Consider the following 22,393-nt stretch of genomic DNA (forward strand, 5'->3'; position numbering starts at 1 on the left):
AATGACACTCGACTTCTCGATCCTGCTGCGCTTCGAGCATGCACTGCTGCTCGGTCTGTGGATGACGATCAAGCTTACGGTCATCTGCATCGTGCTCGGATGCTCTCTCGGCTTCCTCGTCGGTCTCGCCCGCGCGTCTGGCAATCCGGCGCTTCGCGCGGTCTCCGGCGCCTATGTCGAATTCTTCCGCGGCACGCCGGTCCTGATCCAGCTGTTCTGGATATTCTTCTGCCTGCCGCTGCTGCTCGGCGTCGAGCTTTCGAACCTGGCGTCCGGCGTCATTGCGCTGACGCTCTACATGGGAGCGATCACCAGCGAGACTTTCCGGGCGAGCCTCAAATCCATCGGCCGCGAGCAGTTGGATGCCTGCGTGGCGCTCGGCTTGCCGCGCAGCGCCCAAGTCGTCAACGTCGTGCTGCCGCAGGCGGTGCTGCGGGCGATCCCGACACTGCTGTCGAACTGCGTCAGCCTCTTCAAGGAGAGCGCGCTCGTCTCCGCCGTCGGCATGGCTGACCTGATGTTCGTCGGCCAGAACATCTCCAACAATACGGCCCGTCCCGTCGAAGTGCTGACGGTCGTCGCCCTGATCTATTTCATTATCGCCTTCCCTCTCACGCGGGCCGTTTCCCTCATCGAGGGACGCATCCTCAAGAAGCTCGCAATCTAGAAACAGCCGTACCCAGGACAGGAGACATCCCATGAAACTTTCCGGCGTCATGCCCGCGCTCATCACTCCCTTCGATGCCAACAACAAGATCGATTTCAAGGCGTTCGAGAGACTTCTGATCCATCTCCGCGAGGCAGGCGTGACCGGCTGGGTCCCGAACGGATCGACGGGAGAGTATTTCAGCCAGTCCCGGGAAGAGCGCCGTGACGTGCTGCAGTTCGTCAAGGATTTTGCCAGGCCGGACGAAATTCTGATCGCCGGCACCAATGCGCCCGCCACCCGTGAGGTGATCGAGCAGACGGCGCTGGCGAGAGACATCGGCTATGACACCATCCTGCTGGCGCCGCCATTCTATACCCGCCCGACACAAGCCGAGCTCATCAAACACTACGAAGCCGTTCTCGGCGCCGTCGACGTGAACCTCGTCCTCTATTCCTATCCGGCCAAGGATGGTTCGGATATCAGTTTCGAGCTGATGGATCATTTTGCCGACAATCGGCGCGTCATCGGCATCAAGGAGAGCTCGGGCGTGCTGCAGCGGGCGATCGACATCGCCAGCCGCTATGAAGGCAAGATCCAGCTCGTCAGCGGTTCCGACGACATCGCGCTCGACTTCATGTTCTGGGGTGCGGAAAGCTGGATCTGCGGGCCATCGAACTGCATGGCCAAGGCCTGCTGTGCTCTGGACCGCACATTCAGGTCCGGCGATCTGAACAAGGCGCGCGAGCAGATGAAAACGCTCTACCGGGCGATGAACATCCTGGAGAGCGGTAAGTTCGTGCAGAAGATCAAATATGGCTGCGAGCTTCAGGGGCTGCCCGTGGGGCAGTGCCGGGCGCCGCTCGGCGAACTGACCTCGGAGGAAAAGGCCGAGTTCAGGGCAGCAATGCAGCCCATCCTCAACTGGTAACGGATCCGGAGCGGGCAAGCCGCCCCTCTAAATTGCGAGGTTCGCCGTGTCATCCATCGTGGTCGTCGGCGCCGGCATCATCGGCGTCACCATCGCCTATGAACTCCAGCGCCGCGGCCTTGCCGTGACGCTCGTCGACCGCGATGCGCCGGGCAAGGGGGCTTCCTACGGCAATATGGCGAGCGTCGCCGTCACCGAGTTCATGCCGGCCTCGCGGCAGGGCATCTGGGCACAGATGCCGAAATGGCTGCTCGATCCGGAAGGGCCGGTGCGCATCCGGCCCGCTTACATGCCGAAACTGGTGCCATGGTTTCTGCGGTTCCTCGCCGCCAGCCGCCCCTCGAAGCTGCGGGAGCTGGAGGCCGCCGGCGCCGTGCTCTGCCAGCGCGTTTATGAAGACTTCGATGCGTTGCTGAAGCAGACCGGTCTGACGCAGATGCTGACGGCCGAGGGATGCCTTAGCCTCTATACCGATGAGGCCGAGTTCAAGGCCGATCGGGAGCATATCGACATCCTGGAGCGCTTCGGCTTCCGGTACGAAATTATCGGCGGCAATGCCATCCGCGACCTGGAGCCCGCATTGACGACGAAGATTGGCAAGGCGGTGCTCTTTCCCGACAACCGGTCGATATCAGATCCCTACAAGCTCGTCACAGCCCTCTTCGAACGCTTCGAGGCGCTCGGCGGCAGGATCGTCCAGGGCGATGTCGCCGGCTTCGAGCAAAGCGAGGCCGGTGTCTCCGCCATTCGCCTGGCTGACGGGCGAAGGGTCGTGGCGGAGAAAATGGTGCTTGCGGCCGGCGCCTTCACCGCCCGGCTTTCGGCCCTGCTGCGCGAACATATCCCGCTCGAAACCGAGCGCGGCTACCACACCCAGATCGTGGAACCCGGTATTTCGATGCGCCATTCAATCATCTGGCCGGCGCGCGCCTTCATGGTCACGCCGACGGCCGGCGGCATCCGCGTCGGCGGCACGGTCGAGATGGCCGGCCTCGAGGCGCCACCGGATTATCGGCGCGCGAAGATCTTGGTGAAGCGGGCTCGGGAGGCATTGCCCGAGCTGAACGCCGAACGAGCGACGGAGTGGATGGGGCATCGCCCGGCGCTGCCTGACACCGTGCCGGTCATGGGGCCGTCCGCCAAACGCCGCAACGTCTGGTACGCGACGGGTCACGGACATCTCGGCCTCACCTATGCGGCCACGACAGGCCGGTTGATGGCTGATCTCATTACGGGCATCAAACCGCCCGTGGACATGAAACCTTATCGCGTCGACCGCTTTTGAGCGGTGCCGGCGCAAGGCGAAAGGGAGTGAACATGCGCAGCGAACTTTATATCGACGGGCAATGGGTGAAGCCCGTCAAGGGCGGCACCTGCACGGTGACGAACCCTGCAACGGAAGAGGTGATCCAGACGATCGGCGCTGCGACCGCCGAGGATGTCGATCTCGCGGTCAAGGCGGCGCGCCGCGCCTTCGACAAGGACGGCTGGCCGAAACTAACGGGCGCTCAGCGCGCCCGATATCTCCGGGCGATCGCCGAGGGTATCCGTGCCCGCCAGGCCGAGATCGCCCGCCTTGAAGTCCTCGACAACGGCAAGCCGTTCCCCGAGGCCGATTGGGACGTGGCCGACGCGGCGGGCTGCTTCGATTTCTATGCGGGCCTTGCCGAACAGCTCGACAACAATCCCGAGGAGACGATCGAACTGCCCGATCAGCGCTTCAGCTCCAAGGCGGTGCGCGAGCCGCTTGGCGTCGCCGGCGCGATCATCCCCTGGAACTACCCGCTGCTGATGGCCGCCTGGAAGGTCGCCCCGGCGCTTGCCGCCGGCTGCACCATGGTGCTGAAGCCTGCCGAACTGACGTCGCTGACGGCGCTCGAACTGGCGGCGGTCGCGGACGAAGCCGGCCTGCCGCCCGGCGTGCTCAATATCGTCACGGGAGCGGGGTCGGTTGCCGGGCAGGCAATCATCGATCACAAGCAAGTGGACAAGCTTGCCTTTACCGGTTCGGGACCGGTCGGCTCGAAAATCATGGCGGCGGCCGCCCGCGACATCAAGCGCGTCAGCCTGGAGCTCGGCGGCAAGTCGCCGTTCGTCGTCTTCGAAGACGCCGATATCGACAAGGCCGTCGAATGGATCATGTTCGGCATCTTCTGGAACCAGGGCCAGGTTTGCTCGGCGACGTCTAGAGTTCTCGTGCAGGAGAGCATCTACGAACGGTTGCTCGCCCGTCTCGTCGAGGAAACGAACAAGATCAAAATAGGCAACGGTCTGGACGAAGGCGTCCTCCTGGGGCCGCTGGTTTCCAAGCGCCAGCACGAGCAGGTCGTCGCGGCGATCGAGGCGGCGCGGCAGGCCGGCGTAACGGTCGCCTGCGGCGGAGCGCGCCCTGAAGGCTTCGACAAGGGCTATTACCTCCAGCCGACCATTCTGACGGATGTTCCGCTCGACAGCGCCGCCTGGGTAGAGGAGATCTTCGGGCCTGTCGTCTGCATCCGGCCTTTCAAGAGCGAAGCGGAGGCGATCGAACTCGCCAATCACTCCCGCTTCGGCCTTGCCGCGGCCGTCATGTCGAAGGACGATATCAGGGCCGAGCGTGCGGCGGCCGCTTTCCGCGCCGGCATCGTCTGGATCAACTGCTCGCAGCCGACCTTCACCGAGGCGCCCTGGGGCGGCTACAAGGAATCCGGTATTGGCCGCGAACTTGGGCGCTGGGGTCTCGATAACTATCTTGAGACCAAGCAGATCACCCGCTTCGCCAGCGAGGATCCCTGGGGCTGGTACATCAAGCCGGAGGCGGCCGAATGAACTGGGACCGCAGCCTCGACCTGCTGCAGGTCCACTGCCAGGGTGAGATCGGCAAGGTCATCGTCTCGGGCGCGCCCGAGATACCGGGCGCGACCATGCTCGACAAGATGAACCACATCAACTCGGTCGATGACAGCCTGCGCCGTTTCGTCACCTTCGAACCGCGGGCCAGCGTCGCCATGTCGGTTAACCTGCTGGTGGCGCCGACGCGCGCCGATGCAGATGCCGGCTTTATCGTGCTGCAGGCCGACCGCGCTCATCCGATGTCCGGCAGCAACTGCATCTGCGTGGTCACCGCTCTTCTCGAGAGCGGGCAGGTGCCGATGTCGGCGCCGGAGACGATCGTCCGCTTGGACACGCCGGCCGGCCTTATCGTCGCGCGCGCCACCTGCCGCGACAGCAGATGTCTGTCCGTCAGCCTCGACAACGTGCCGAGTTTCGCCGAAGCGCTGGACCGGGTGGTGGAAACGCCGAAATGGGGGCGCATCAAGATCGACGTCGCCTTCGGCGGCGTCTATTATGCGCTCGTCGACGTCGATCAACTCGGACTCGATATCGCGCCTGCCAATGCGAGGCTGCTGGCGGAATCCGGCATCGAGCTCAAGTCGCTGCTGGCTGGCCAGGTCTCGGTCACCCATCCCGTTTTGAGGGGCGTGAATGAGATCGCTTACGTGATGTTTCGCGGCCGCGAGGCCGATGGCGCGGTGAGGACCTGCACGACGCTGCAGCCCGGCCGCGTCGACCGCTCGCCTTGCGGAACCGGCAGCTCGGCGAACCTGGCGACACTCTATGCCCGTGGTGAAGTTTCAGTGGGAGACCGAAGAACGTCGCGATCGATTATCGGCGGCGAGTTTCTCGCGGAGGCGATCGGCGAAACGGATGTCGGCGGCCGCCGTGCCGTGCTGCCGAGAATAACCGGCCGTGCCTTCGTCTATGGCCGCGAACAGTTGCGCCTGTCCGACGACGATCCGTTCGCCGCCGGTTTTGCGCTGTCCGACACCTGGGGTCCCCAAGTCGATCTCCTCGGTTAGGAGTCTCTATGTCCCACGTTCAATCCCTTGCCGGCCAGACGGTCCTCGTCACAGGAGCATCGGGTGGGATCGGCGCCGCCATCGTCGAGCGCCTGTCTGCCGAAGGCGCGCAGCCCGTCATCCATTACGGGCGCGACAAGGAGAGGGCGCAAGCCCTGCTTCGCAAGCTCGGTGGGAACGGCCAGATGGTCCAGGCCGACCTCTCGAACCCGGACGGCGCCTTCACGCTATGGCGCGACGCGCTCGCGGCGGCGGGACGGATCCATGCCGTCGTCAACAATGCCGGCATCCGCAGCGAGATTTCGATCGATGCCTATGCCGCCGAGTGGCGGGCCGCCTGGCAGAAAGAGTTCCAGGTGAACTTCTTTGCGGCAGCGGACCTCTGCAAGGAAGCTCTCGTCCATTTCAAGCAACAGGGCGGCGGGCGGATCGTCAATATGGCCAGCCGCGCCGGACAGCGCGGCTACGCCGCCGACGCCATGCCCTATGGTGCGACGAAGGCGGCGTTGATCAATCTCACCAAGTCGATCGCGAGGAGCTTCGGGCGCGACGGGATCGTCGCCGTCTCCATCGCGCCGGGCTGGGTGCGGACCGATATGGCCGAGGAATTTGTGGCCAGGAACGGAAAGGATGCAGCGGTCGCCGATATTCCGACCGGCGAAATGGCCGAGCCGGCCGAGATCGCCGAACTGGTGGCCTTCCTGCTTCGTCCTTCGCAAGCATCGGTCAATGGGGCGACGTTCGACGTCAACGGCGGCAGTTACATAAGATAGAGCAATTCGAGCAAAAGCGTGCAGCGGTTTTGCGGGCCGAATTGCGCGAAAAGGAGGTTCATATGAAGAGGTTTGTAGGCAAGGTCGCCGTGGTGACGGGCGGCGGCGGCGGCATAGGATCGGCCATATCGCAGAGGTTGGCCGAGGAAGGCGCGCTGGTGGTGGTGACGGATGCCAACGCCCAGGCCGCAGGCGAAGTCGCCTTGCTCATCGAGGCGGCGGGCGGCTCGGCCGTCGCCATTGCGGCCGACATCTCCGGCAAGCCGGAATGCGTCAAGCTCGTCGAAAAAGCCTTTGCGATTGAGGGGCGGCTGGACGTTCTTGTCAACAATGCCGGCATCAACCGGCGCGGAAATCTGCTATCTCTGTCGGATGAAGATTGGCAGCTGAGTTTTGCGGTCAATCTGGATTCGATGTTCCATCTTTGCCGCGCGGCGCTGCCGCATATGATCGCTGCCGGCGGCGGCGCGATCGTCAATACGGCCTCACAATGGGGGCTCTACCCCGCGCCGAACCATATCGCCTATAACACGACAAAGGCGGCGGTCGCCGCCTTCACCCAGAACCTCGCCCGCGACTATGCGGCCGACAAGGTTCGGGTCAATGCCGTCTGCCCCGGCGAGATCCACACGCCGATGCTCGAAGCCGGTGTTACCCGCTCCGGCCGGACGATCGCCGATCTCGACAAGCTCGTTCCCTTTGGCCGCATCGGCAGACCTGAGGAGGTGGCGGCCCTCGTTGCCTTCCTCGCATCGGATGAGGCGGCCTTCATGTGCGGTTCGCTGGTGGAAATCACTGGCGCGCAAGCGGTGGCTTGAAAAAGCCGATCGTCCTTGAGCAATGAGATTGTCTACGATATCCCAACTGGGATATTCGTCAGGCACGAAACAAGGAGCTCGGGATGCCTTTCAACACCGCTCAGGTGACCAATCTCGGAAAGGCGCCAACTGCCTCTGACGTGATCTTGAAATTCATCCGGGATTCGATTGCCGACGGCTCGCTTGATGAAGGCGAGCCGATCCGTCAGGACGATGTCGCCCGGCTGTTCAACGTCAGCAAAATTCCGGTGCGGGAGGCGCTCAAGCGGCTTGAGGCCGAAGGTCTGGTGGAATTCCACCGCAACAAGGGCGCGATCGTCACGAGGGTCTCGGAGCCCGAGATCGCGCAGATTTTCGAGGTGCGCGCGATCCTGGAATCGAACGCCATCAAGCTATCGATCCCTCACATGACGGAAGAGACCTTTGAAAAGGCGCTTGCCTATTGCGATGCCTTCGCGCGGGAAACGGATGTCGCCCGGTGGTCAGAATTGAACTGGCGGTTCCACAGCTGCCTTTACGAGGATGCGCAGCGGCCATTTCTCGTCACCACCATTCGTTCGGTGAACGACCGGCTGGAGCGATATCTCCGGGTGCAGTTGACCCTGTCGCATGGCAAGCAGACCGCCGATCGCGAACATCGTCAGATCCTCGAAGCTTGCCGCGAGCGAGATGAGGAAAAGGCGGCCGGTCTGATCTACGCCCACATTATGAGCGCCTGCCAATCGCTTCTCGAACATCTTCCCGCAAAAAAGGGCCGCTGAGCGTCATCCGAGCGGTCGCGGGAACCGTCAGGCGCCGGCGATTTTCACGACAGCCTCGAAGACGGCGCGCGGCACTTTCAGGCCTTCCGTCGCCGGCCTTGGATATTCGATGCCGCTAACGCCAGGCACGAACACGCCATGTTGCTGAAGGCGGTCGGCCTGGCGGCGGGCATGCTCGACCAGGCCAACGTCGATGCGCGCCCGGCATCATGGCGACGACGGTCAATCCCACGGCGGGGCTGGCGCTTCCCTTCCTGAAAGACGGTGTGTCCAACGACCAGGGGCCGCCGGAGAGCCGGCCGACAGCATTTCCACCATCAGCGCCACGTTGGCGCCCTTGCGCCAGCCGAAAGGAAGCAGCGCTCCACCAAGCGCTCTTGCCGCATCCTGGGTAATTCGTTCTCTAGACGCCTTGCAGTTGACGCAGGCGCAGATCCAGAAAGTGGGGCCGCTGGTCAGAGAGGCCGGCGCTTGCGAATTTGCAACGGGTTAGGCCGGCGACAACTGACCCCAAAGGTCCGGCCGACAGAGCCTGCGGCTCAGTTGTATTTGATCGTGTCGCTGACCCTCGGGCGATTGAAGAAATAGCGATCGAAGCTATAGCCGTTCTGTCCGGTGAAATTTGAGAAAAACGCCGAGACTGGTGTCGTCAACGTATATTGCACCCGGGTCAGCACGATCTGCACGCCTGTTTCCTGGATGTTGGAGGGGACCGCGACCGCGCTCGCCGTCCCGGAATTCACCGCCGAGGTGTTGAGTGCGGCAGACCAGTTGACGGTCGCGCTGCCGCTGGCGTTGACATCGTTAACCGCAACCGTGAGCGTCAGCTTGCTGGTGTCATAGGGCTGCAGGATGAAACTGGCGCCGGAAAGAAGCTTGGTGACATCGGTTTTCGTCCATGAACTCTGCTGGGCAATCATGTCACCTGTGGAAGAGGCGATCTCGTCTATTTTTCGACTGACAGTCAGCGCATGGCCGAGCTCGACGGTGCCGAACAGCAGCATCACCAGGATCGGCAGCACGAGCGCAAATTCGACGCCTGATGCAGCCGATCGATCGCTGGCGATACCACGGATGCGGCATTGCGCGAACCGGAAAAAGGACAGGCTCCGTTTCATGGTCATGTCAGAATGGCTCGTTGCGGAACAGAGCGGAAGATCCGAGCAGATAGCGGCCATCGGAAAGCTTGGCGCTCGACAGGCTGAAGAAATTGGCGACGGCCGTCCATGGCAGAAACGCCTGGACGAGGATGTAGTCGCTGCCCTTGCCGATATCATAAGTCTCGGTGACGGCGAGTTTGCCGCTGCTGTCGATGGGATTGGTTCTGGCCGCGGACGACATGTCGGAAAGCACGTTCACCTTGACCACGAGACCGCTGGAGCAGTCGAAGGTTAGAAGCATGTCGTCGCATATCTTGGCCTTGAAGCCGGCCAGCGTGATCTTGGACGACGCCACCTCGCCGGTGCGGATCATCCGGGAAATCTTATGGACCGAGGCGTCAAGTGCCGAGTTGACGAAAAACATCAGCGACACTTCGATAATGCCGAAAAGAATGATGAAGAGCGGCAGGGCCAGGATCGCAAATTCGATCGCGGCAGCCCCCTTGTGGTCGCCGACCAGACGGCGCAGCAGCGCGAAGGTTTTTTTCCGCGTCATTGGGTCAACCGAACAGCAGAGAGATATTGGGTGAAAAGCGTCGACAGGCCCGCCGTGATCTCGGTCGACGAGGATGCCGACAGGAACAGGCTCTTGGACGATGCACAGTCGGCAAGCGCATAGGGGATGTAGTCCCGCCGCGTAATGCTGGTCGACACGCCGCTGTTCATCGTGCCGCCCCAGGTGTTCTTCCAGTTGGCGCTCGCCATGGTTGAGCCGACGGTCGCGTTGTATCCCCAGTCCGTGGTGATCGGCAGATATTCGGTATATAGCACAGCCATCGTATTCGATTGGCTTTTCAGATAGTTGCACCAGGCCGGATTAAGGGGTGCAACCTTGGGCCAGTAACTCGAGCCATTCGTTACCCATTCGCGCTGCGACTGGACGCCGTCGGTCAACAGGAGAACCAGCTTGAGCGGCGAGGCTGAGGAGGTCCCGTCCCCTCCGGCACCGACCTTCTGCTTGAGTGTGGTGAGCGAAACGTCGAAATAGGTGGCTGCCTTCGAGGTCGCGCTGGTGAGGCCATAGCTCGACGTCGAGAGGCGGGTGCGGGCCGTGTCTGTGCTCAGCGTCGGGGCGAGAACCTCCGTCAGCGTATCGCCCAGGCTATAGAGTCCGACCTTGATCCGTTCGTGGTTCTTGTCGGATGTGTCGATCAGGCTGAGCACGTCCTTAACGGCGTCGCCGGCGACATCGGCCCGCAGCTTTATGTTCTTTGCTGTGCTGTATTCATAGTTGTTGGCATATGTCTTATTGCCGACCTTGTGCGAATCGCCGGTGTGGCAGGCGAACTGACAGCCAATGCCGGAATACATGGTCGATTGACCCGTTGTCGTTGCCGCCAGAAGCATCGACGGAGATGTGTCGATGACGATATAGACATTGAGATAAGAGGTCGCCGGCCCCTTGACGGCACTTCCCACGCTGACCGGAACGGTGTCGATGTTGGCGATCTTCATGAACGTCGTCGGCACGGTGCCGCTTGCCGTCGCCGTAATGTTGTGGTTGGCGGTATCGATGTCGATTTCGCCGAGAGTGTAGCTGTTTTCCACCTGCGCGTGGAACCAGTCGGAGACCTTCTTTTTGAGGGCGTCGGTGTCGCCGGTGTTGTTGATTTGCTTGACGGCGGCGATCAAGGCCGCATCAAGATCGCTCTGCATCTTCTGCCGCACATTGTAGCTGCGAATATAGTCGAAACTCGCGCCGACCGCGACGAGCATCGGCACCAGACTAAGAGCAACGACGATCGCGACGTTGCCGGCTCTGTCCCTTCCGAGACCGCGAAGGGTGTGGAAGCATCGACCCAAGAAAAATGAAAGAGCTGACTTCAAAAAAACCACCGTCGCGCAGCAAATGAAAAAATACTAATGCGAGATGTATCCGGGAAGCTTAAGCCTTTGTTAAAACTTGCAAGTTCCAGCGGAAAATGCGTCGCCGGCGCGTCGTTTGCTGCGTGTTTTGGATATGTCTGCGAATTATGGATATTCGCGCAACGCCACCCATTGTCTTCGTCGGCGCTAATCACTCGTCGAGCGCATCAGCAAGTCATGCAGGCGTTTTTGAACCTCTTGCGGTGACATGTTCCTGCTATTGAAAAAGTCGCCTACCACAGCATTCCAGCCTTCTGACATCTGGGTGGGCATGGCCTGGGATCGAGCACTGACTTCGCCTTTCCTTGCCTTCTCGGCGTTCGCGCCGTGCTGGCGCGAACTTTCGAACGGATTCATCGCTCCAACCTCATCGGCATGGGAATATTGCCGCTGCGCCTGCCCTGCGAATATGGACCTCAGCATTGAAACTGACGGCGGGCGATGTCCTGGAGATCGCGTGGATGATCAGTTATTCGCCCCTCGTTGCCCCGTCGGCGTAAACGTCAGACGGGCCGCCGGCGATCATATCTCGTTCTCCGCTACGGCCGCGATCGAGACGATGACCGAGGTCGAAACACTTAAGGCCGGCGGGATTCACTTACTGATATTGCGTGATATCATGGCGTCTTGACGCGCAGGGCGGCGATGACACGGTCGCCCATGGAGGCGCAGCGGGCGCCGTCGAAGGGGAACAGGGCCGAGAACGCGCCGGAGAGCTGTTTTTCAATCGATTGGCGCATCATCTTTCGCGCCCGATGCAACCGGGTTTTGGCAGTTTCGGGCCTGATGCCGAGATAGGATGCAGCCTCGTCGGTGCTCATGCCTTCGACATCCCGCAGCACGAAGATGGCGCGAAAATCATCCGGCAGTTCGTCGACCGCATGTTCGAGAAGCTGACGCGCCTGGCTCCGCGAGAGCTCGGTTTCCGGGTCACCTGCGCAGAGCAAGGACGGAAACTGGAGGACTTCGCCGCCCCGCGATCTCGTCTGCATGTCGATTTCCTCGATCCCGGTGGTGTTTTTGCGGCTGCGCACACGGCCGAGCGCTTCGTTGAGCGTAATCCGGGTCAGCCATGTCGAAAGCTCGGCCTCACCGCGGAATGTTCCCAGATTGGTGAAGGCCCTGACATAGGCGGCCTGAACGACGTCTTCGGCTTCCCAATCGCTGCGGATGACAGCGCGCGCAGTGCGGAACAGACGCTGATTGTGACGCTGGACGATGGCACGGATGGCGGGCTCGTCGCCCTGCATTGCAAGGGGCACGAGCTCGGCGTCTGATAGCGTCGACAGGTACTGCCGGTGTCGCGCGACCGGAACCGGAATGGCTGCCATGGGAAATCTCCGCCTGCTTGCCTCGTTTTTTCAGAAGTCCGGCCCTAGGGCCGGACGTCCAGTTTGCCGGTCATGGCTGGATGAAAACGGCAATAGAAATCGACTGCTCCCGTTCGGTCGATCGTCATCCTGCCTTCCGCTTTCGGTGGCAGGTCGATATCGAAGCTTTTGTCGCGAGCCGTGGCCGTATGCCGGAATATATCATCATTTCGCCAGACGATCACATCGCCGACATGCAGTTGGGCAGGCGGCGCACTGAATTTCATGCCGGCGATGGTAACTTGATATTCCGCTGCCGAAGCGGCCCCGACGCTCGCCCACAGCAGCGCAAGCAGCAAGGGAAGCCGCAGCGCCTTGATAAGACTGCCCATCGCTGACCTACTTGATCATCGAAGCAAGATGCTCGGCATGCATCTGGTGCTGCTTGAACAGGGTGAGGCCCGTTTCCAGGAGTGACTTGAGCTCCTTATTCTTAGCCGAAGGGATCAGCACCTTGGCGAGCGCATCGTTGACCGACTTGTGATAGGCGACCTCGTTTTCGACATAGGCCTTGTCGAAGGCGGCGCCGTCGAGGCCGTCAAGCGTCTTTAGTTCCTTGCTCGCCTCGGTCGAGAGCGACTGGCTGATCTTGTTGTCCTCAGGCGTCACATTCAGCTTCTTGACGAGGGCAAGCGCCTGATCGTTGACGGCCTTGTGGTCGCGTTCCATGGTCTTGGCGAATTCGATGACTTCGGCATTTTTGCTCTTCTTCAGCGCCTGCTCGGCAGCGGCGACGTCAATCTGCCCCGCCGTATAGGCGATGTGGGCGATTTGAGGGTCGGTCGGCTTGGCATCGGCAGCGATCGAAGCCGTGCCGAGCGAAGCTGCTATGACGGCTGCGCCGAAAATTTGTTTCAACATGGTCTTTCTCCCTTGTGTCGTGTGACATGCCTTCCGCAGCGCTCGCGCGCCTTTGGAAGTGAGCATTGGATGCAGATCGATCGAAAAGGTTCCCGGAAATTTTTACGCAGGGCGACGGGCGTTCATCGGCGTTGGCCGCCGGTGCTTCAGTCTTTGCCGAGGAAGCGTTGAAGGACGATCGCGTGATTGTGGCGCAGGTCTTTCGTCGCGTAGAGAAGCGTTACCGTGAATTTCCCGATATGGCGTTCGAGGTCCTCGACCGCGGACACGTTCTTCTTGAGCTCCTCCCGGTAGCGGCGCTGAAATTCGCTCCATTTGGCGGGATCGTGGCCGAACCATCGGCGCAGCTCCGGGCTCGGCGCGATATCCTTCAGCCAGACATCGACGGCCGCCTCCCGCTTGCTCAGCCCGCGCGGCCACAGCCTGTCGACCAGAATACGCGTGCCGTCCTTATCCTCTTTCGGCTCGTAGATCCGCTTGATGTGCAAGGCCATTTGCTCAGCCGCTATGAATGTATTTCTGAACGAATACGCAGATGCAGGATTTGATGAACGATATGTCGTCCGCCGCGGACTTCGTCCAGGCGAACCGTATTCTGAAGATCGTCTCGCCGCTCGGCGAGGACCAGCTTCTGCCCGAGCGGGTAACGATTGAGGAAGGTATTTCCTCGCTCTTCGAGATCAAGCTTTCGGCCCGCGCCAAGAAACCGTCCGTCAAGCCGGAGGAACTGATCGGCAGGCTGATGGATGTCTCCGTCGAGGTGAGCCAGGGCGATGGCGAGGGCGGCGTGCGCCGGCCGTTCAACGGCCTGGTGACCGAACTCAACGAGGGGCCGCCGATCACCCGCGGCCTCCGCTCCTATTCCATGGTGCTCAGGCCGCAGATGTGGCTGCTGTCGCGCCGCTCCGACTGCCGCATCTGGATGGACAAGACCTCGGTCGATATCGTCGAGACGCTGTTTTCCGAGCACGGCATCCCGGCGCCGGACACCTCGGGCGTCATTACGCCACCGCCGCCGCAGCATTATTCGGTGCAATGGAACGAAACCGACCTTGCCTTCCTCACCCGCCGCTTCGAGGAGGACGGCCTGTTTTACTGGTTCTCGCACGAGGACGGCAAACACAAGCTGCATGTCGCCGATAGCGCCCGGTCCTGGCTCGGCCCGTCGCCCTCGGCGCAGGGCGAGGGGCAGGTCCGCCTGGCGCAGGGCTCGGCCGACCGCAACCACATTACCGAGTGGAGCCGGCGCTATTCCTATGTGCCCGGCCAGCGGGCAGGTGCCGACTGGAATTTCGAGACGCCGCGCATGGTGCCGGGCACCATGACCCCGTCGCTGGTGCAGATGCCGGAGGCGACCAAGCGCGAACTCTACGAATATCCGGCCCGCATTTCTTCCGTCGCTGAGGCGGAGCGGGCGGAAAAACTCAGGATGCAGGCGTCGGAAGCCGATCACGACCGCGTCTTCGGCGGCTCGACATCGCGCATCCTGGAGGCAGGACGCCGCTTCACCCCCTATGAAGTCGCCCATCCCGACCATGCCTATGAGGAGCATGTCGTGGTCAAGGCGGCCCACACCGTCGTCGACCGTTCCTACGAGACCAACAGCAACGAGCCGGAATACACCAACACCTTCGAGGCAGTGCCCTCACGGGTGTCGATGACGCCGCATCGCGAGACCAAGCGGCCGCGGATCGAAGGCACCCAGGTAGCGATCGTCGCCGGCCCTTCCGGCGAGGAGATCCATCCCGAGCAGTACGGCCGCATCAAGCTGTGGTTCCCCTGGGACCGCAAGGCGAAGAAGGACGGTTCCGACACCTGCTGGGTGCGTGTCAGTCAGGTCTGGGGCGGTGGCACCTGGGGCGCCCAGGTCATTCCGCGCATCGGCATGGAAGTGATGGTCGCCTTCGTCGACGGCGACCCCGACCGGCCGCTGGTGACAGGCGTGGTGCCGAACCCCGCCAATACGGTCCCCTACGACTTGCCGGCCAACAAGACACGCATGGTCATGCGTTCGAACACCCATAAGGGCACCGGCTTCAACGAAATGACCTTCGAGGACGAGGCCGGCCAGGAGAACATGTTCTTCCACGCCCAGAAGGACCAGACGACGCGGGTGCTGAACGACCGCACCAAACGCGTCGACCGCCACGAAGTCTCGGCCATCGGCGCCAATCGGACGGTCGAAGTCGGCGGCAACCAGAAACACGAAGTCGGCGGCTCGATGAACACCGTCGTCGGCGGCACCGGGCCGATGGCGATGGCGCTGATGGGGGCGGTGCAGGGAATGGCGGGCCAGACAGCGGGCCTTCTTTCGCAGGCCGGGCAGATCGCCGGAGGTGGCGGGCCGGGCCTCGCCGCTTTTGCCGGCACGCTTGCTTCCTCGGCGCTTGGCTTCCTGAGCATCGGTGGCCTCGGCAACCGTGAAGGTGTCGTTTCCGGTCCCAGCCCGCGCTCCGACGCGGGCACGGCTCTTGCCAGCTCTGGTACAGGTGTCGGGGCAGACGCTTCAAGCCTGTTCCCGCTTTCAGGCATCATGAACACGATTGTCGGCTCCTTTCAGTCGACCAGCGTTGGCGTGGCGAAGGCCGAGCAGATTGGCGTGAGCAAGGTAACGAATATCGGCCAGACGGAGATGATCAACGTCGGCAAGCAGCAGAACCTGACGATCGGCAAGGTACAGAGCGTCACGATCGGCGAGGAACAGAATACCAATATCGGAAAAGCCCAGGGCACGGTCGTCGGCGAGAAGATCACCGTCAATGTCGGCAAGCTTTACGGCCTTGTGGCGGGTGAAAAATATCGCGGAGAATCGAAAGTCTGGGAAGTCTTCGCGGAAGACAAGATCTTCTTGTCCGCTCCCGGCGGCTACATCGAAATCAATAAGACCGGCATCCCCCTCTATGCATTGAAGATCGATATCGAAGGCAATCAAATCAACTTCAAGAAAGGCGGTCCCGGGCAGGAGCCGTCTTGCCTGCGGCAGATGTCGAAGTCGTCCACCCCGTTTGTACGGATGTGATGATGGAAGCAACCCCAGTAATCGATCTACCGGACATCGCCGAATCCACTCGAGTCCTGAGGATGACGACTTCGTGTGGGGAGCCACACTGGCGAGCGAAAGAACGGCCGACGAGCTTGGGATTCGGACCGAGCGAGGACGCGCGCGTTGGGCATATGTAATGGTCGTCTCCGATGGCAAAGCGGCGGATCTTCCGGAAGTGCGAAGCTTCATCCAGGAAAAGGGAGCCTCGCCTGGCGCTCGGGTCAAGGAACTTATCGGCCATACGGTTGACGCGTTACGCTCCGGCAACGCCTTCAATGGGGCGGCGTCATGACCTCAGCGGTAGCAGAAACTGTAGGCCAGTACGGTGGTCAAATCGCAGGCGGCGCTTTAGGTGGCGTCATTGGAGGCTTTTTGGGTGGGCCGGTTGGGGCCTGGATCGGTCGCGCGGTCGGATCGAGAGTCGGTGGCATGGCTGGCCGCGCGGCGGCGGGAGCCATCGCGAGCTATATGGAAGGTGCCAACGAAGCAGCCGAGACCGAGACCAAAGAGCAAGAAGCCGCCAAGCCCTGTGTGGATTGCGGAGAGATCGACTGTTTCAACCCGCCGGAAGGTTCGACGCCCGACGAGATCAAGGAATTCAAGCGGCAACTCGATGAACAGCAGAAGGCGATCAACGAGATCCCGCCGGATACACTCCTTAAAAATATGGACAACTACGAGAAAATCGGCCGCGGTGCCAAGGATGCCGTGGATCGCGCGAACGCCCGGGAAGCCTGGATTAAGAACAGAGCTGCAGAAATCTTGAAGCAGGATCCAAGCACGACAGCGAAAGCTGCAAGAGATGCGGCAGCGAAGGATATCAAGACGATGGATGTCATTCACACGCCGGATCTCTCCGCCGGCGGTACAGGACAGCTTTCGACGGAAAACGGCGGCATGGGCCCGCGGTCTACGAACCGGTCGATCGGTTCGCAGTGGTCCAAAGCGGGCCCCACCTCGGACAAAACCAGATTGCAACAGCTCAATGATCATGCGCAGAAAGCCAGGGACAAAGGCGAAGCCACCAACGTAGACCTCAAGATCTGCGAGGATGGCAAGTCGTCGAAATCAGGCAAGTCGGGATCCAAGGGGTCGGGAGGCTCGGGCAAGGGTCAGGGTGGTGGCCCAGGCAATATTCCCATGTCATAGTTCGTAGCCGCTGGATTATCCGCCTATGTCTGTCTTTGATTGGAGGTCGCGTGAACAACTATCAAGCAAGGCTCGATTCTATCGTCCAGGACTTCGGCTCCCCAGAAAATGGGAGTGCGGAGCCCGATCTCGAACACTATCGGGGCAAGATTCCGGAGGCTATGATCGACTTCTGGCAGCAGAATGGTATCGGTACCGTTCTCGACGGCTATTTCCAGTTCTGCGATCCTGGCCGATATAGCGGCATCCTGAAGCTCGTGTTCGGTGGCGATCCCGATATCCATGCCGAGCAAACACATGCTCTGGGCTTCGGCGCATTTGGAACGATCGTCGCATGGAATGAAGTTCATCAAGACGTGACCATCGATCTCGTGAAAGGGCAGGTGTCATGTCCGGCGCTTGTCAACGGCAAGAGATACGACCCCAATCTTGCTGTTACCACCCAGTTAATGCTGCTCGACGATCCGACCTTCGACGAATACGACGCCCACGCTAAGAAGCTGTTCAAGCCGGCGCGTTCGAAGCTCGGCAAGCTCGGGGTGGGGCAGATCTACGGGTTCAGACCGATCCTTGCGCTCGGCGGGAACAGGGCTTTGGCCAGCCTCGCGATCTATGAAGCGTTGCCGCATATGGCGATCTTGGCGCAGGCGCATGAGATGCAATTGATGGACAATGCTCCTTTCCCGCCGCAGCCTGTGCGCGTGATCGGAAGCTGACGCCAGACGCCTGTTTGAGTAGGTCGGAAGACGAAGGCTTGTGTCTCGGAGCCGGTTTGTTGGTCCACAGAGAAGGAGTTCCAGAATGGTCGGGAGTCCGGTCACGCTCAAAGGCCATATGCATGTCTGCCCGATGGATCCCGGCCCGCGGCCGCATGTTGGAGGTCCGGTGTCTTCGACATCCCAATCTTTCGTCTGCGTCGAAGGCGTGCCAATCGCAACGGTGGGAGACAAGTGCACATGCACGGGTGTTCCGACGACAGCCGGCATTACCAGCGGATCGTCGGTTGCCAATATCGGCGGTCAGAAGGTCGCTCGCTTTGGTGATGCCTGCGAGCATGGCGGTCGGCTAACTAAGGGAGTTCCGTGGCTTACATTTGAATAGCTTGCTGCGATGCTCGTGCAAGCCTGGGCCGCTTTTCGGAGCGTAAAACTTGCCTTCAAACTACAATATCTTCGAGATCAAGTGGTTCGACGAGTTCCTCTCGGCTTATAAGATCGACAATATCACCCGCCCGAGCGGAGCCTAGATAGAGGCCTACCGCGGCAAGTTGCCGGACTTTCTTCTCCGTTTCTGGGCAGATCATGGCTGGTGCAGCTGGTCCAACGATCAGCATTGGCTTTGCGATCCATCCTTGCCCAAGCCGGTACTGGACTATGTCTCTTGTGGCGATCCGGAGCTTGCTCTCGCAAAGATGTATGCCTTCGGCTACACCGCCTTCGGGGAAATCGATATCTGGAATGGCGACGCTATGATCAGGTTGCACCTCCTGATGAAGGTGAGCGTCGATCCTCGTGGGTATAATGAGGAAAACCAGCGTGAATGGACCGACGAAGTTATGCTGGGCCTGTGTTTTTCAGGGCGCTTCTCACCGGCCACGCCCCCGTGGGAAGATGAAAATCGGAAAAACATGATGCCTCAGGCTTTCGAAACTCTCGGACCTCTGACATGGGGCCAAATTTACGGTTTTGCGCCTGCACTTAATCTAGGCGGCCGCAATATATTGAAGAAGCTTCAGAAGATGCCATTGGTCGAGCATCTGGTCTTTTTGGCTTCCGTGGAACCGCCGACATTGTACGATTACACGCCTCCTGCCGATGGGGAAGGCGGCTTCTGAACGGTGATCCCACGCCGGACGATCGGGTCACGGTAGCGCTACGGCGTCCAGCCAGCGAGCACAAGAACTCGCGCGCAACGGTTGCCCGATGATGCGTGTTAATCTTGTTGTCAATTAGGAGCCGATATGTCTGCGATACCTCGGTGCCCCCCTTACAGGAAATACTGGATGAATTCGGGCTCAAAGACGGTATAGCGGCTTCTGCTTCGCAGGCCGCGGGCTATCGCGGGAAGCTGCCTGACGCGATGGTTGATTTCTGGGTTGAGCATGGTCGCGGTCACCGACCTGTCAATCTTTGCCGAGGAAGCGCTGAAGCACGATAGCGTGATTGTGGTGCAGGTCTTTCGCGCCGTAGAGAAGTGTCGCGTCCGATGGTCCGATCTGGCGTTTCAGCTCCTCGACGGCGGGTTCTTTTCCAGCTCGTCCCGATACCGGCGTTGGAACTCGGTCCATTTGGCGGGATCATGGCCAAACCAACGGCGCAGCGCCGGACTTGGCGCTTTATCTTTCATCCAGATATCGACTGCCGCATCCTGATTGCTCAACCCGCGCGGCCATAGCCGGTCGACGAGGATGCGCGTGCCGTCCTTGTCGTCTTTCGGCTCGTAGATTCGTTTGAGGTGCAAGGACATTCGCTCAGCCGACATAAGTTCGAAAGCCAATCTAGACGAATACGCGTGACAGGGTTTTGGTTCCAGGCTCGAGCCGGCAGCTCGATCTGGTGCGTGACACAGGTAGCCATCGCACTCAACTTAGGAATATAGGTTGTCGGTCGGCCACAGATGAACGCCTCCGATTGCTGTAGCATTGTCGCGGCCAACGGATGTTGTTCGGTCCTTGGCCGCTGATATTTTTCGATTCTCCCGATATTGCCAAATGTCACGTTTCGAATATGCCTGTGGCTTTTCGGAGGGAATTGCATTGACACAGCTTTCCAACGCACCCGCTTCATTCTTCGAACTGATCGTTCTGATCGGACTCGGCGTTGCTGTCAGCGCTCCAGCGGCATCGGCGGGCCAGAACGAATGCGCCGGCCGCGCCTCAGACATCATCCGTCTTGCCTATCCGGGTGCCAACAAGGCCGACGACGCTTTTCTGTTTGGGGGCGCAACCATCACATTGCCGACTGACGACAATGTCGAGGCCCATCCGCGTCGGGTGATTTGCCGGATTTGGCCAGCTCAACCGCAACTGACGCTTGTTGCTGTCCCATTGATGACAGAGCAGTCGGACTCGGAAAACGAGGGTGACATCGAACTGCTCGTGGTCGACAGCACCAATCTTCATGTAAAGCAGCGCCTGCGTCTTCAGGGACTTATGTCCGACGATGCCATTCATGTAGAAAGCGTCGCCTTCGATACCGCACGTTATCAACTCGCCCCTGGGAAAACGGCTTTTGGATTGCGTGTTACGCGGGAAGGTAGTTCGCGCGCCAATCCATTCGGCGAAACGACCTTATGGCTCTTTTCGGCCGACGCTGACGGGCTGAAGCCGGTTCTCGACAATATAGTCGTCAGCGAGAACCACGGAGAATGGGATACCGCCTGTGCCGGTGAGTTCAATGAAACCACGCGCACGCTTTCAATGGGTTCACAAGCAAAAGGCGTGTTTGCCGATATCGTCGTAACCGAAAAAACGACCACTTCCGTCGCCACGGTCGGAAAGGATGGTGGCTGCCAGAGCGAAGACAAAACGACGATTGGCAATCACCGGCTGCGTTACGACGGATCGAAATATGCCGTTCCCAAAGATCTCAAGCGCGATGAGTAAGAGGATGTTGGTCCAGGCTGGTGATGGCCGCAATGATCGGGCTAAAACTGCGATAGAGCGCCGCGTATCCGACAGGACGCTCTATTGCTTGAATTGGCGCGATCTGTCCTTCGTCAGAAGGGATAATGCTGGGCGGAATCCTCGACCGTGATCCAACGCAGGTCGGTAAATTCGGCGATTGCCGTTTTGCCGCCGAAGCGGCCGTAGCCGCTGCCCTTGACGCCGCCGAAGGGCATTTGTGCCTCGTCATGCAGCGTTGGGCCATTGATATGGCAGATGCCGGATTCGATGCGCGCGGCAACCGCCATTGCCCGCTGAATGTTGCGGCTGAAGACGGCCGACGACAGGCCGTATTCGGTGTCGTTGGCGATGCGGATGGCTTCTTCCTCACCGGAGACGCGAATGATCGGCTTGACCGGGCCGAAGGATTCTTCCGCATAGACGCGCATGTCAGGGGTGACGTGATCGAGCAGCGTCGCCTCGACGACGGTGCCGGAGCGCTTGCCGCCGGCCACGAGTTTGGCACCCTTGGCCGTGGCATCGGCAATCAGCTCCTCCATTTTTTTGGCCGCGTCGAGGCTGACCAGCGAGCCGAGAACGACATGGCCACGCGGGTCGCCGGCCGGCAGCTGGCTGGCGCGGGCGGCCAGTTTGGCGACGAACTGATCGGCGATCGCTGTGTCGACGATGATCCGCTCGGTCGACATGCAGATCTGGCCCTGATGCATGAAGGCGCCGAAAATCGCGGCATTGACGGCGCCATCGATATCGGCGTCGTCGAGAATGATGAGCGGCGCCTTGCCGCCGAGCTCGAGCAAAGCGGGCTTGAGATATTTGCCGCAGGTCTCGGCGATGATCTTGCCGACCTTGGTCGAGCCGGTGAAGTTGACGCGCCTGACGGCTGGATGGGCGATGAGTGCTGTGACGATCTCCGGCGCATCCTCCGGCGCATTGGTGAGTACATTGATGACGCCGGCCGGCAAGCCCGCCTCGGTCAGCGCGGTGGCGATCAGCCGGTGCGTGCCCGGGCATTGTTCGGATGCCTTGAGGATAACGCTGTTGCCGCAGGCAATCGGCATGGCGATGGCGCGGGTGGCGAGGATGACGGGCGCATTCCACGGCGCAATTGCCAGGCACACACCGGCCGCCTGGCGAACGCCCATGGAAAGCGAGCCGGGCTTGTCGGAAGGGATGATTTCGCCTGAAATCTGCGTCGTCATCGCGCCCGCCTCGCGCAGGATGTTGGCGGCGAGCATGACATTGAAGCGGGCCCAGGGCGCGGTGGCGCCGGTCTCCTCGATCATCAGCCGGGTAAACTCGGCCACTTTCGAATCCATGATGTCGGCGGCCTTCATCAGGATGGCACGGCGCTGGCCGGGCCCGGTTTTCGACCAGGCGCCGAATGCGGCAGAAGCGGCATCGACCGCGGCGGCGACATCCTCAAGGCTTGCGGCAGCGGCGCGGCTCGCAAGCTTCTCGGTGAAGGGATCGATCCGGTCATAGGTCCGGCCGCTGGAGGCTGCCCGGTCGGCGCCGTTTATAAGCAGGGAAATATTCATCGTGGGTCTCCTG

At 60.9% G+C, this 22,393-nt stretch carries 23 protein-coding genes and 2 pseudogenes; 15 read left to right on the top strand and 10 right to left on the bottom strand.

Annotation, left to right across the window (positions count from 1 at the left end; all coding sequences use genetic code 11):
• The first annotated feature begins 1 nt into the window (after nucleotide 1).
• The 8 genes from ATY29_RS14945 (at nucleotide 2) to ATY29_RS14980 (ending at nucleotide 7,768) form a co-directional block, all read left to right on the top strand.
• A complete protein-coding gene (locus ATY29_RS14945; RefSeq protein WP_097536781.1) occupies nucleotides 2-667 on the top strand; it encodes an amino acid ABC transporter permease in 666 nt (221 codons plus the stop codon).
• A 31-nt stretch (nucleotides 668-698) separates the two neighbouring features.
• The gene (locus ATY29_RS14950; protein ID WP_003568741.1) at nucleotides 699-1,577 is read left to right on the top strand and encodes a dihydrodipicolinate synthase family protein; all 879 of its coding nucleotides are present in this window, start codon (nucleotides 699-701) and stop codon (nucleotides 1,575-1,577) included.
• A 46-nt stretch (nucleotides 1,578-1,623) separates the two neighbouring features.
• On the top strand, nucleotides 1,624-2,862 hold the full coding sequence (locus ATY29_RS14955; RefSeq protein ID WP_097536782.1) for an NAD(P)/FAD-dependent oxidoreductase: 1,239 nt from the start codon (nucleotides 1,624-1,626) through the stop codon (nucleotides 2,860-2,862).
• 32 nt (nucleotides 2,863-2,894) lie between these two features.
• On the top strand, nucleotides 2,895-4,385 hold the full coding sequence (locus tag ATY29_RS14960; protein WP_097536804.1) for an aldehyde dehydrogenase family protein: 1,491 nt from the start codon (nucleotides 2,895-2,897) through the stop codon (nucleotides 4,383-4,385).
• The gene (locus ATY29_RS14965; protein WP_097536783.1) at nucleotides 4,382-5,416 is read left to right on the top strand and encodes a proline racemase family protein; all 1,035 of its coding nucleotides are present in this window, start codon (nucleotides 4,382-4,384) and stop codon (nucleotides 5,414-5,416) included. The genes ATY29_RS14960 and ATY29_RS14965 overlap by 4 nt, the downstream gene beginning before the upstream one ends.
• Nucleotides 5,417-5,424: 8 nt before the next feature.
• A complete protein-coding gene (locus tag ATY29_RS14970; protein WP_097536784.1) occupies nucleotides 5,425-6,189 on the top strand; it encodes an SDR family NAD(P)-dependent oxidoreductase in 765 nt (254 codons plus the stop codon).
• A 62-nt stretch (nucleotides 6,190-6,251) separates the two neighbouring features.
• The gene (locus tag ATY29_RS14975) at nucleotides 6,252-7,007 is read left to right on the top strand and encodes an SDR family NAD(P)-dependent oxidoreductase (protein ID WP_003568748.1); all 756 of its coding nucleotides are present in this window, start codon (nucleotides 6,252-6,254) and stop codon (nucleotides 7,005-7,007) included.
• Between the two features lie 83 nt (nucleotides 7,008-7,090).
• On the top strand, nucleotides 7,091-7,768 hold the full coding sequence (locus tag ATY29_RS14980; RefSeq protein ID WP_003568750.1) for a GntR family transcriptional regulator: 678 nt from the start codon (nucleotides 7,091-7,093) through the stop codon (nucleotides 7,766-7,768).
• Between the two features lie 27 nt (nucleotides 7,769-7,795).
• On the opposite strand, the pseudogene ATY29_RS37680 reads toward ATY29_RS14980, so the two are convergent.
• From ATY29_RS37680 to ATY29_RS15000, 4 genes and pseudogenes are all read right to left on the bottom strand, one after another.
• Nucleotides 7,796-8,161: pseudogene (locus ATY29_RS37680) on the bottom strand (Ldh family oxidoreductase); the annotation flags it as partial.
• A gap of 146 nt (nucleotides 8,162-8,307) precedes the next feature.
• Nucleotides 8,308-8,892 (bottom strand): TadE/TadG family type IV pilus assembly protein, encoded by a 585-nt coding sequence (locus ATY29_RS14990; protein ID WP_097536785.1) that lies wholly within the window; start codon nucleotides 8,890-8,892, stop codon nucleotides 8,308-8,310.
• Nucleotide 8,893: 1 nt separating this feature from the next.
• Nucleotides 8,894-9,424 (bottom strand): TadE/TadG family type IV pilus assembly protein, encoded by a 531-nt coding sequence (locus tag ATY29_RS14995; RefSeq protein WP_003568752.1) that lies wholly within the window; start codon nucleotides 9,422-9,424, stop codon nucleotides 8,894-8,896.
• A complete protein-coding gene (locus ATY29_RS15000; RefSeq protein ID WP_375165807.1) occupies nucleotides 9,421-10,779 on the bottom strand; it encodes a TadE/TadG family type IV pilus assembly protein in 1,359 nt (452 codons plus the stop codon). Before ATY29_RS15000 ends, ATY29_RS14995 begins: the two co-directional genes overlap by 4 nt.
• A gap of 223 nt (nucleotides 10,780-11,002) precedes the next feature.
• Here ATY29_RS15000 and ATY29_RS38525 point away from each other — a divergent pair, with 223 nt between their 5' ends.
• Complete coding sequence (locus ATY29_RS38525) at nucleotides 11,003-11,425, top strand: hypothetical protein (RefSeq protein WP_425299326.1); 423 nt, start codon at nucleotides 11,003-11,005, stop codon at nucleotides 11,423-11,425.
• Here ATY29_RS38525 and ATY29_RS15015 read toward each other — a convergent pair.
• The 4 genes from ATY29_RS15015 to ATY29_RS15030 all read right to left on the bottom strand — a co-directional run bounded on the left by ATY29_RS15015 (nucleotide 11,412) and on the right by ATY29_RS15030 (nucleotide 13,519).
• A complete protein-coding gene (locus tag ATY29_RS15015; RefSeq protein ID WP_025418618.1) occupies nucleotides 11,412-12,125 on the bottom strand; it encodes an RNA polymerase sigma factor in 714 nt (237 codons plus the stop codon). The two genes, ATY29_RS38525 and ATY29_RS15015, sit on opposite strands and share 14 nt — an antisense overlap.
• Before the next feature lie 44 nt (nucleotides 12,126-12,169).
• Nucleotides 12,170-12,496, bottom strand: coding sequence for a cupredoxin domain-containing protein (locus tag ATY29_RS15020; RefSeq protein ID WP_003568758.1), 327 nt, complete (start codon nucleotides 12,494-12,496; stop codon nucleotides 12,170-12,172).
• Nucleotides 12,497-12,503: 7 nt separating this feature from the next.
• Nucleotides 12,504-13,025: a DUF4142 domain-containing protein gene (locus tag ATY29_RS15025; RefSeq protein ID WP_003568759.1), complete on the bottom strand. Its 522-nt coding sequence runs from the start codon at nucleotides 13,023-13,025 to the stop codon at nucleotides 12,504-12,506.
• 146 nt (nucleotides 13,026-13,171) lie between these two features.
• Entirely contained in the window at nucleotides 13,172-13,519 is a 348-nt protein-coding gene (locus ATY29_RS15030; protein WP_003568760.1) for a DUF488 domain-containing protein, read from the bottom strand.
• Between the two features lie 53 nt (nucleotides 13,520-13,572).
• Here ATY29_RS15030 and tssI point away from each other — a divergent pair, with 53 nt between their 5' ends.
• The 5 genes from tssI to ATY29_RS15060 all read left to right on the top strand — a co-directional run bounded on the left by tssI (nucleotide 13,573) and on the right by ATY29_RS15060 (nucleotide 19,051).
• On the top strand, nucleotides 13,573-16,044 hold the full coding sequence (gene tssI, locus ATY29_RS15035; protein WP_097536805.1) for a type VI secretion system tip protein TssI/VgrG: 2,472 nt from the start codon (nucleotides 13,573-13,575) through the stop codon (nucleotides 16,042-16,044).
• A gap of 312 nt (nucleotides 16,045-16,356) precedes the next feature.
• Complete coding sequence (locus ATY29_RS15045) at nucleotides 16,357-17,217, top strand: polymorphic toxin type 15 domain-containing protein (RefSeq protein WP_097536787.1); 861 nt, start codon at nucleotides 16,357-16,359, stop codon at nucleotides 17,215-17,217.
• 50 nt (nucleotides 17,218-17,267) lie between these two features.
• Nucleotides 17,268-17,933, top strand: coding sequence for a GAD-like domain-containing protein (locus tag ATY29_RS15050; RefSeq protein WP_097536788.1), 666 nt, complete (start codon nucleotides 17,268-17,270; stop codon nucleotides 17,931-17,933).
• Nucleotides 17,934-18,018: 85 nt separating this feature from the next.
• Entirely contained in the window at nucleotides 18,019-18,318 is a 300-nt protein-coding gene (locus tag ATY29_RS15055; protein WP_097536789.1) for a PAAR domain-containing contractile injection system baseplate protein, read from the top strand.
• 145 nt (nucleotides 18,319-18,463) lie between these two features.
• Nucleotides 18,464-19,051 carry a GAD-like domain-containing protein gene (locus tag ATY29_RS15060; RefSeq protein ID WP_280176730.1) on the top strand — a complete coding sequence of 196 codons (588 nt, stop codon included), beginning with the start codon at nucleotides 18,464-18,466 and terminating at the stop codon, nucleotides 19,049-19,051.
• Nucleotides 19,052-19,339: 288 nt separating this feature from the next.
• On the opposite strand, the pseudogene ATY29_RS15070 reads toward ATY29_RS15060, so the two are convergent.
• A pseudogene (locus ATY29_RS15070) lies at nucleotides 19,340-19,683 on the bottom strand (DUF488 domain-containing protein).
• A 244-nt stretch (nucleotides 19,684-19,927) separates the two neighbouring features.
• Here ATY29_RS15070 and ATY29_RS15075 point away from each other — a divergent pair.
• Nucleotides 19,928-20,821 (top strand): PA3715 family protein, encoded by an 894-nt coding sequence (locus ATY29_RS15075; RefSeq protein ID WP_244597408.1) that lies wholly within the window; start codon nucleotides 19,928-19,930, stop codon nucleotides 20,819-20,821.
• 113 nt (nucleotides 20,822-20,934) lie between these two features.
• On the opposite strand, the gene ATY29_RS15080 is transcribed toward ATY29_RS15075, so the two are convergent.
• Nucleotides 20,935-22,380, bottom strand: coding sequence for an aldehyde dehydrogenase (locus ATY29_RS15080; RefSeq protein ID WP_097536791.1), 1,446 nt, complete (start codon nucleotides 22,378-22,380; stop codon nucleotides 20,935-20,937).
• Nucleotides 22,381-22,393: the final 13 nt, after the last annotated feature.

The organism is Rhizobium hidalgonense (assembly GCF_002914525.1).
Taxonomy (GTDB): domain Bacteria; phylum Pseudomonadota; class Alphaproteobacteria; order Rhizobiales; family Rhizobiaceae; genus Rhizobium; species Rhizobium hidalgonense.

Coding starts and splice junctions, on each gene's coding strand:
- ATY29_RS15030 (WP_003568760.1), bottom strand. CDS start 13,519: ATGGCCTTGCACATCAAGCGGATCTACGAGCCGAAAGAGGATAAGGAC.
- ATY29_RS15055 (WP_097536789.1), top strand. CDS start 18,019: ATGGTCGGGAGTCCGGTCACGCTCAAAGGCCATATGCATGTCTGCCCG.
- ATY29_RS38525 (WP_425299326.1), top strand. CDS start 11,003: ATGTTCCTGCTATTGAAAAAGTCGCCTACCACAGCATTCCAGCCTTCT.
- ATY29_RS14990 (WP_097536785.1), bottom strand. CDS start 8,892: ATGACCATGAAACGGAGCCTGTCCTTTTTCCGGTTCGCGCAATGCCGC.
- ATY29_RS14970 (WP_097536784.1), top strand. CDS start 5,425: ATGTCCCACGTTCAATCCCTTGCCGGCCAGACGGTCCTCGTCACAGGA.
- tssI (WP_097536805.1), top strand. CDS start 13,573: ATGAACGATATGTCGTCCGCCGCGGACTTCGTCCAGGCGAACCGTATT.
- ATY29_RS15025 (WP_003568759.1), bottom strand. CDS start 13,025: ATGTTGAAACAAATTTTCGGCGCAGCCGTCATAGCAGCTTCGCTCGGC.
- ATY29_RS14945 (WP_097536781.1), top strand. CDS start 2: ATGACACTCGACTTCTCGATCCTGCTGCGCTTCGAGCATGCACTGCTG.
- ATY29_RS14950 (WP_003568741.1), top strand. CDS start 699: ATGAAACTTTCCGGCGTCATGCCCGCGCTCATCACTCCCTTCGATGCC.
- ATY29_RS14960 (WP_097536804.1), top strand. CDS start 2,895: ATGCGCAGCGAACTTTATATCGACGGGCAATGGGTGAAGCCCGTCAAG.
- ATY29_RS15045 (WP_097536787.1), top strand. CDS start 16,357: ATGACCTCAGCGGTAGCAGAAACTGTAGGCCAGTACGGTGGTCAAATC.
- ATY29_RS15020 (WP_003568758.1), bottom strand. CDS start 12,496: ATGGGCAGTCTTATCAAGGCGCTGCGGCTTCCCTTGCTGCTTGCGCTG.
- ATY29_RS14995 (WP_003568752.1), bottom strand. CDS start 9,424: ATGACGCGGAAAAAAACCTTCGCGCTGCTGCGCCGTCTGGTCGGCGAC.
- ATY29_RS15080 (WP_097536791.1), bottom strand. CDS start 22,380: ATGAATATTTCCCTGCTTATAAACGGCGCCGACCGGGCAGCCTCCAGC.
- ATY29_RS14975 (WP_003568748.1), top strand. CDS start 6,252: ATGAAGAGGTTTGTAGGCAAGGTCGCCGTGGTGACGGGCGGCGGCGGC.
- ATY29_RS14965 (WP_097536783.1), top strand. CDS start 4,382: ATGAACTGGGACCGCAGCCTCGACCTGCTGCAGGTCCACTGCCAGGGT.
- ATY29_RS15015 (WP_025418618.1), bottom strand. CDS start 12,125: ATGGCAGCCATTCCGGTTCCGGTCGCGCGACACCGGCAGTACCTGTCG.
- ATY29_RS15075 (WP_244597408.1), top strand. CDS start 19,928: ATGTCACGTTTCGAATATGCCTGTGGCTTTTCGGAGGGAATTGCATTG.
- ATY29_RS14980 (WP_003568750.1), top strand. CDS start 7,091: ATGCCTTTCAACACCGCTCAGGTGACCAATCTCGGAAAGGCGCCAACT.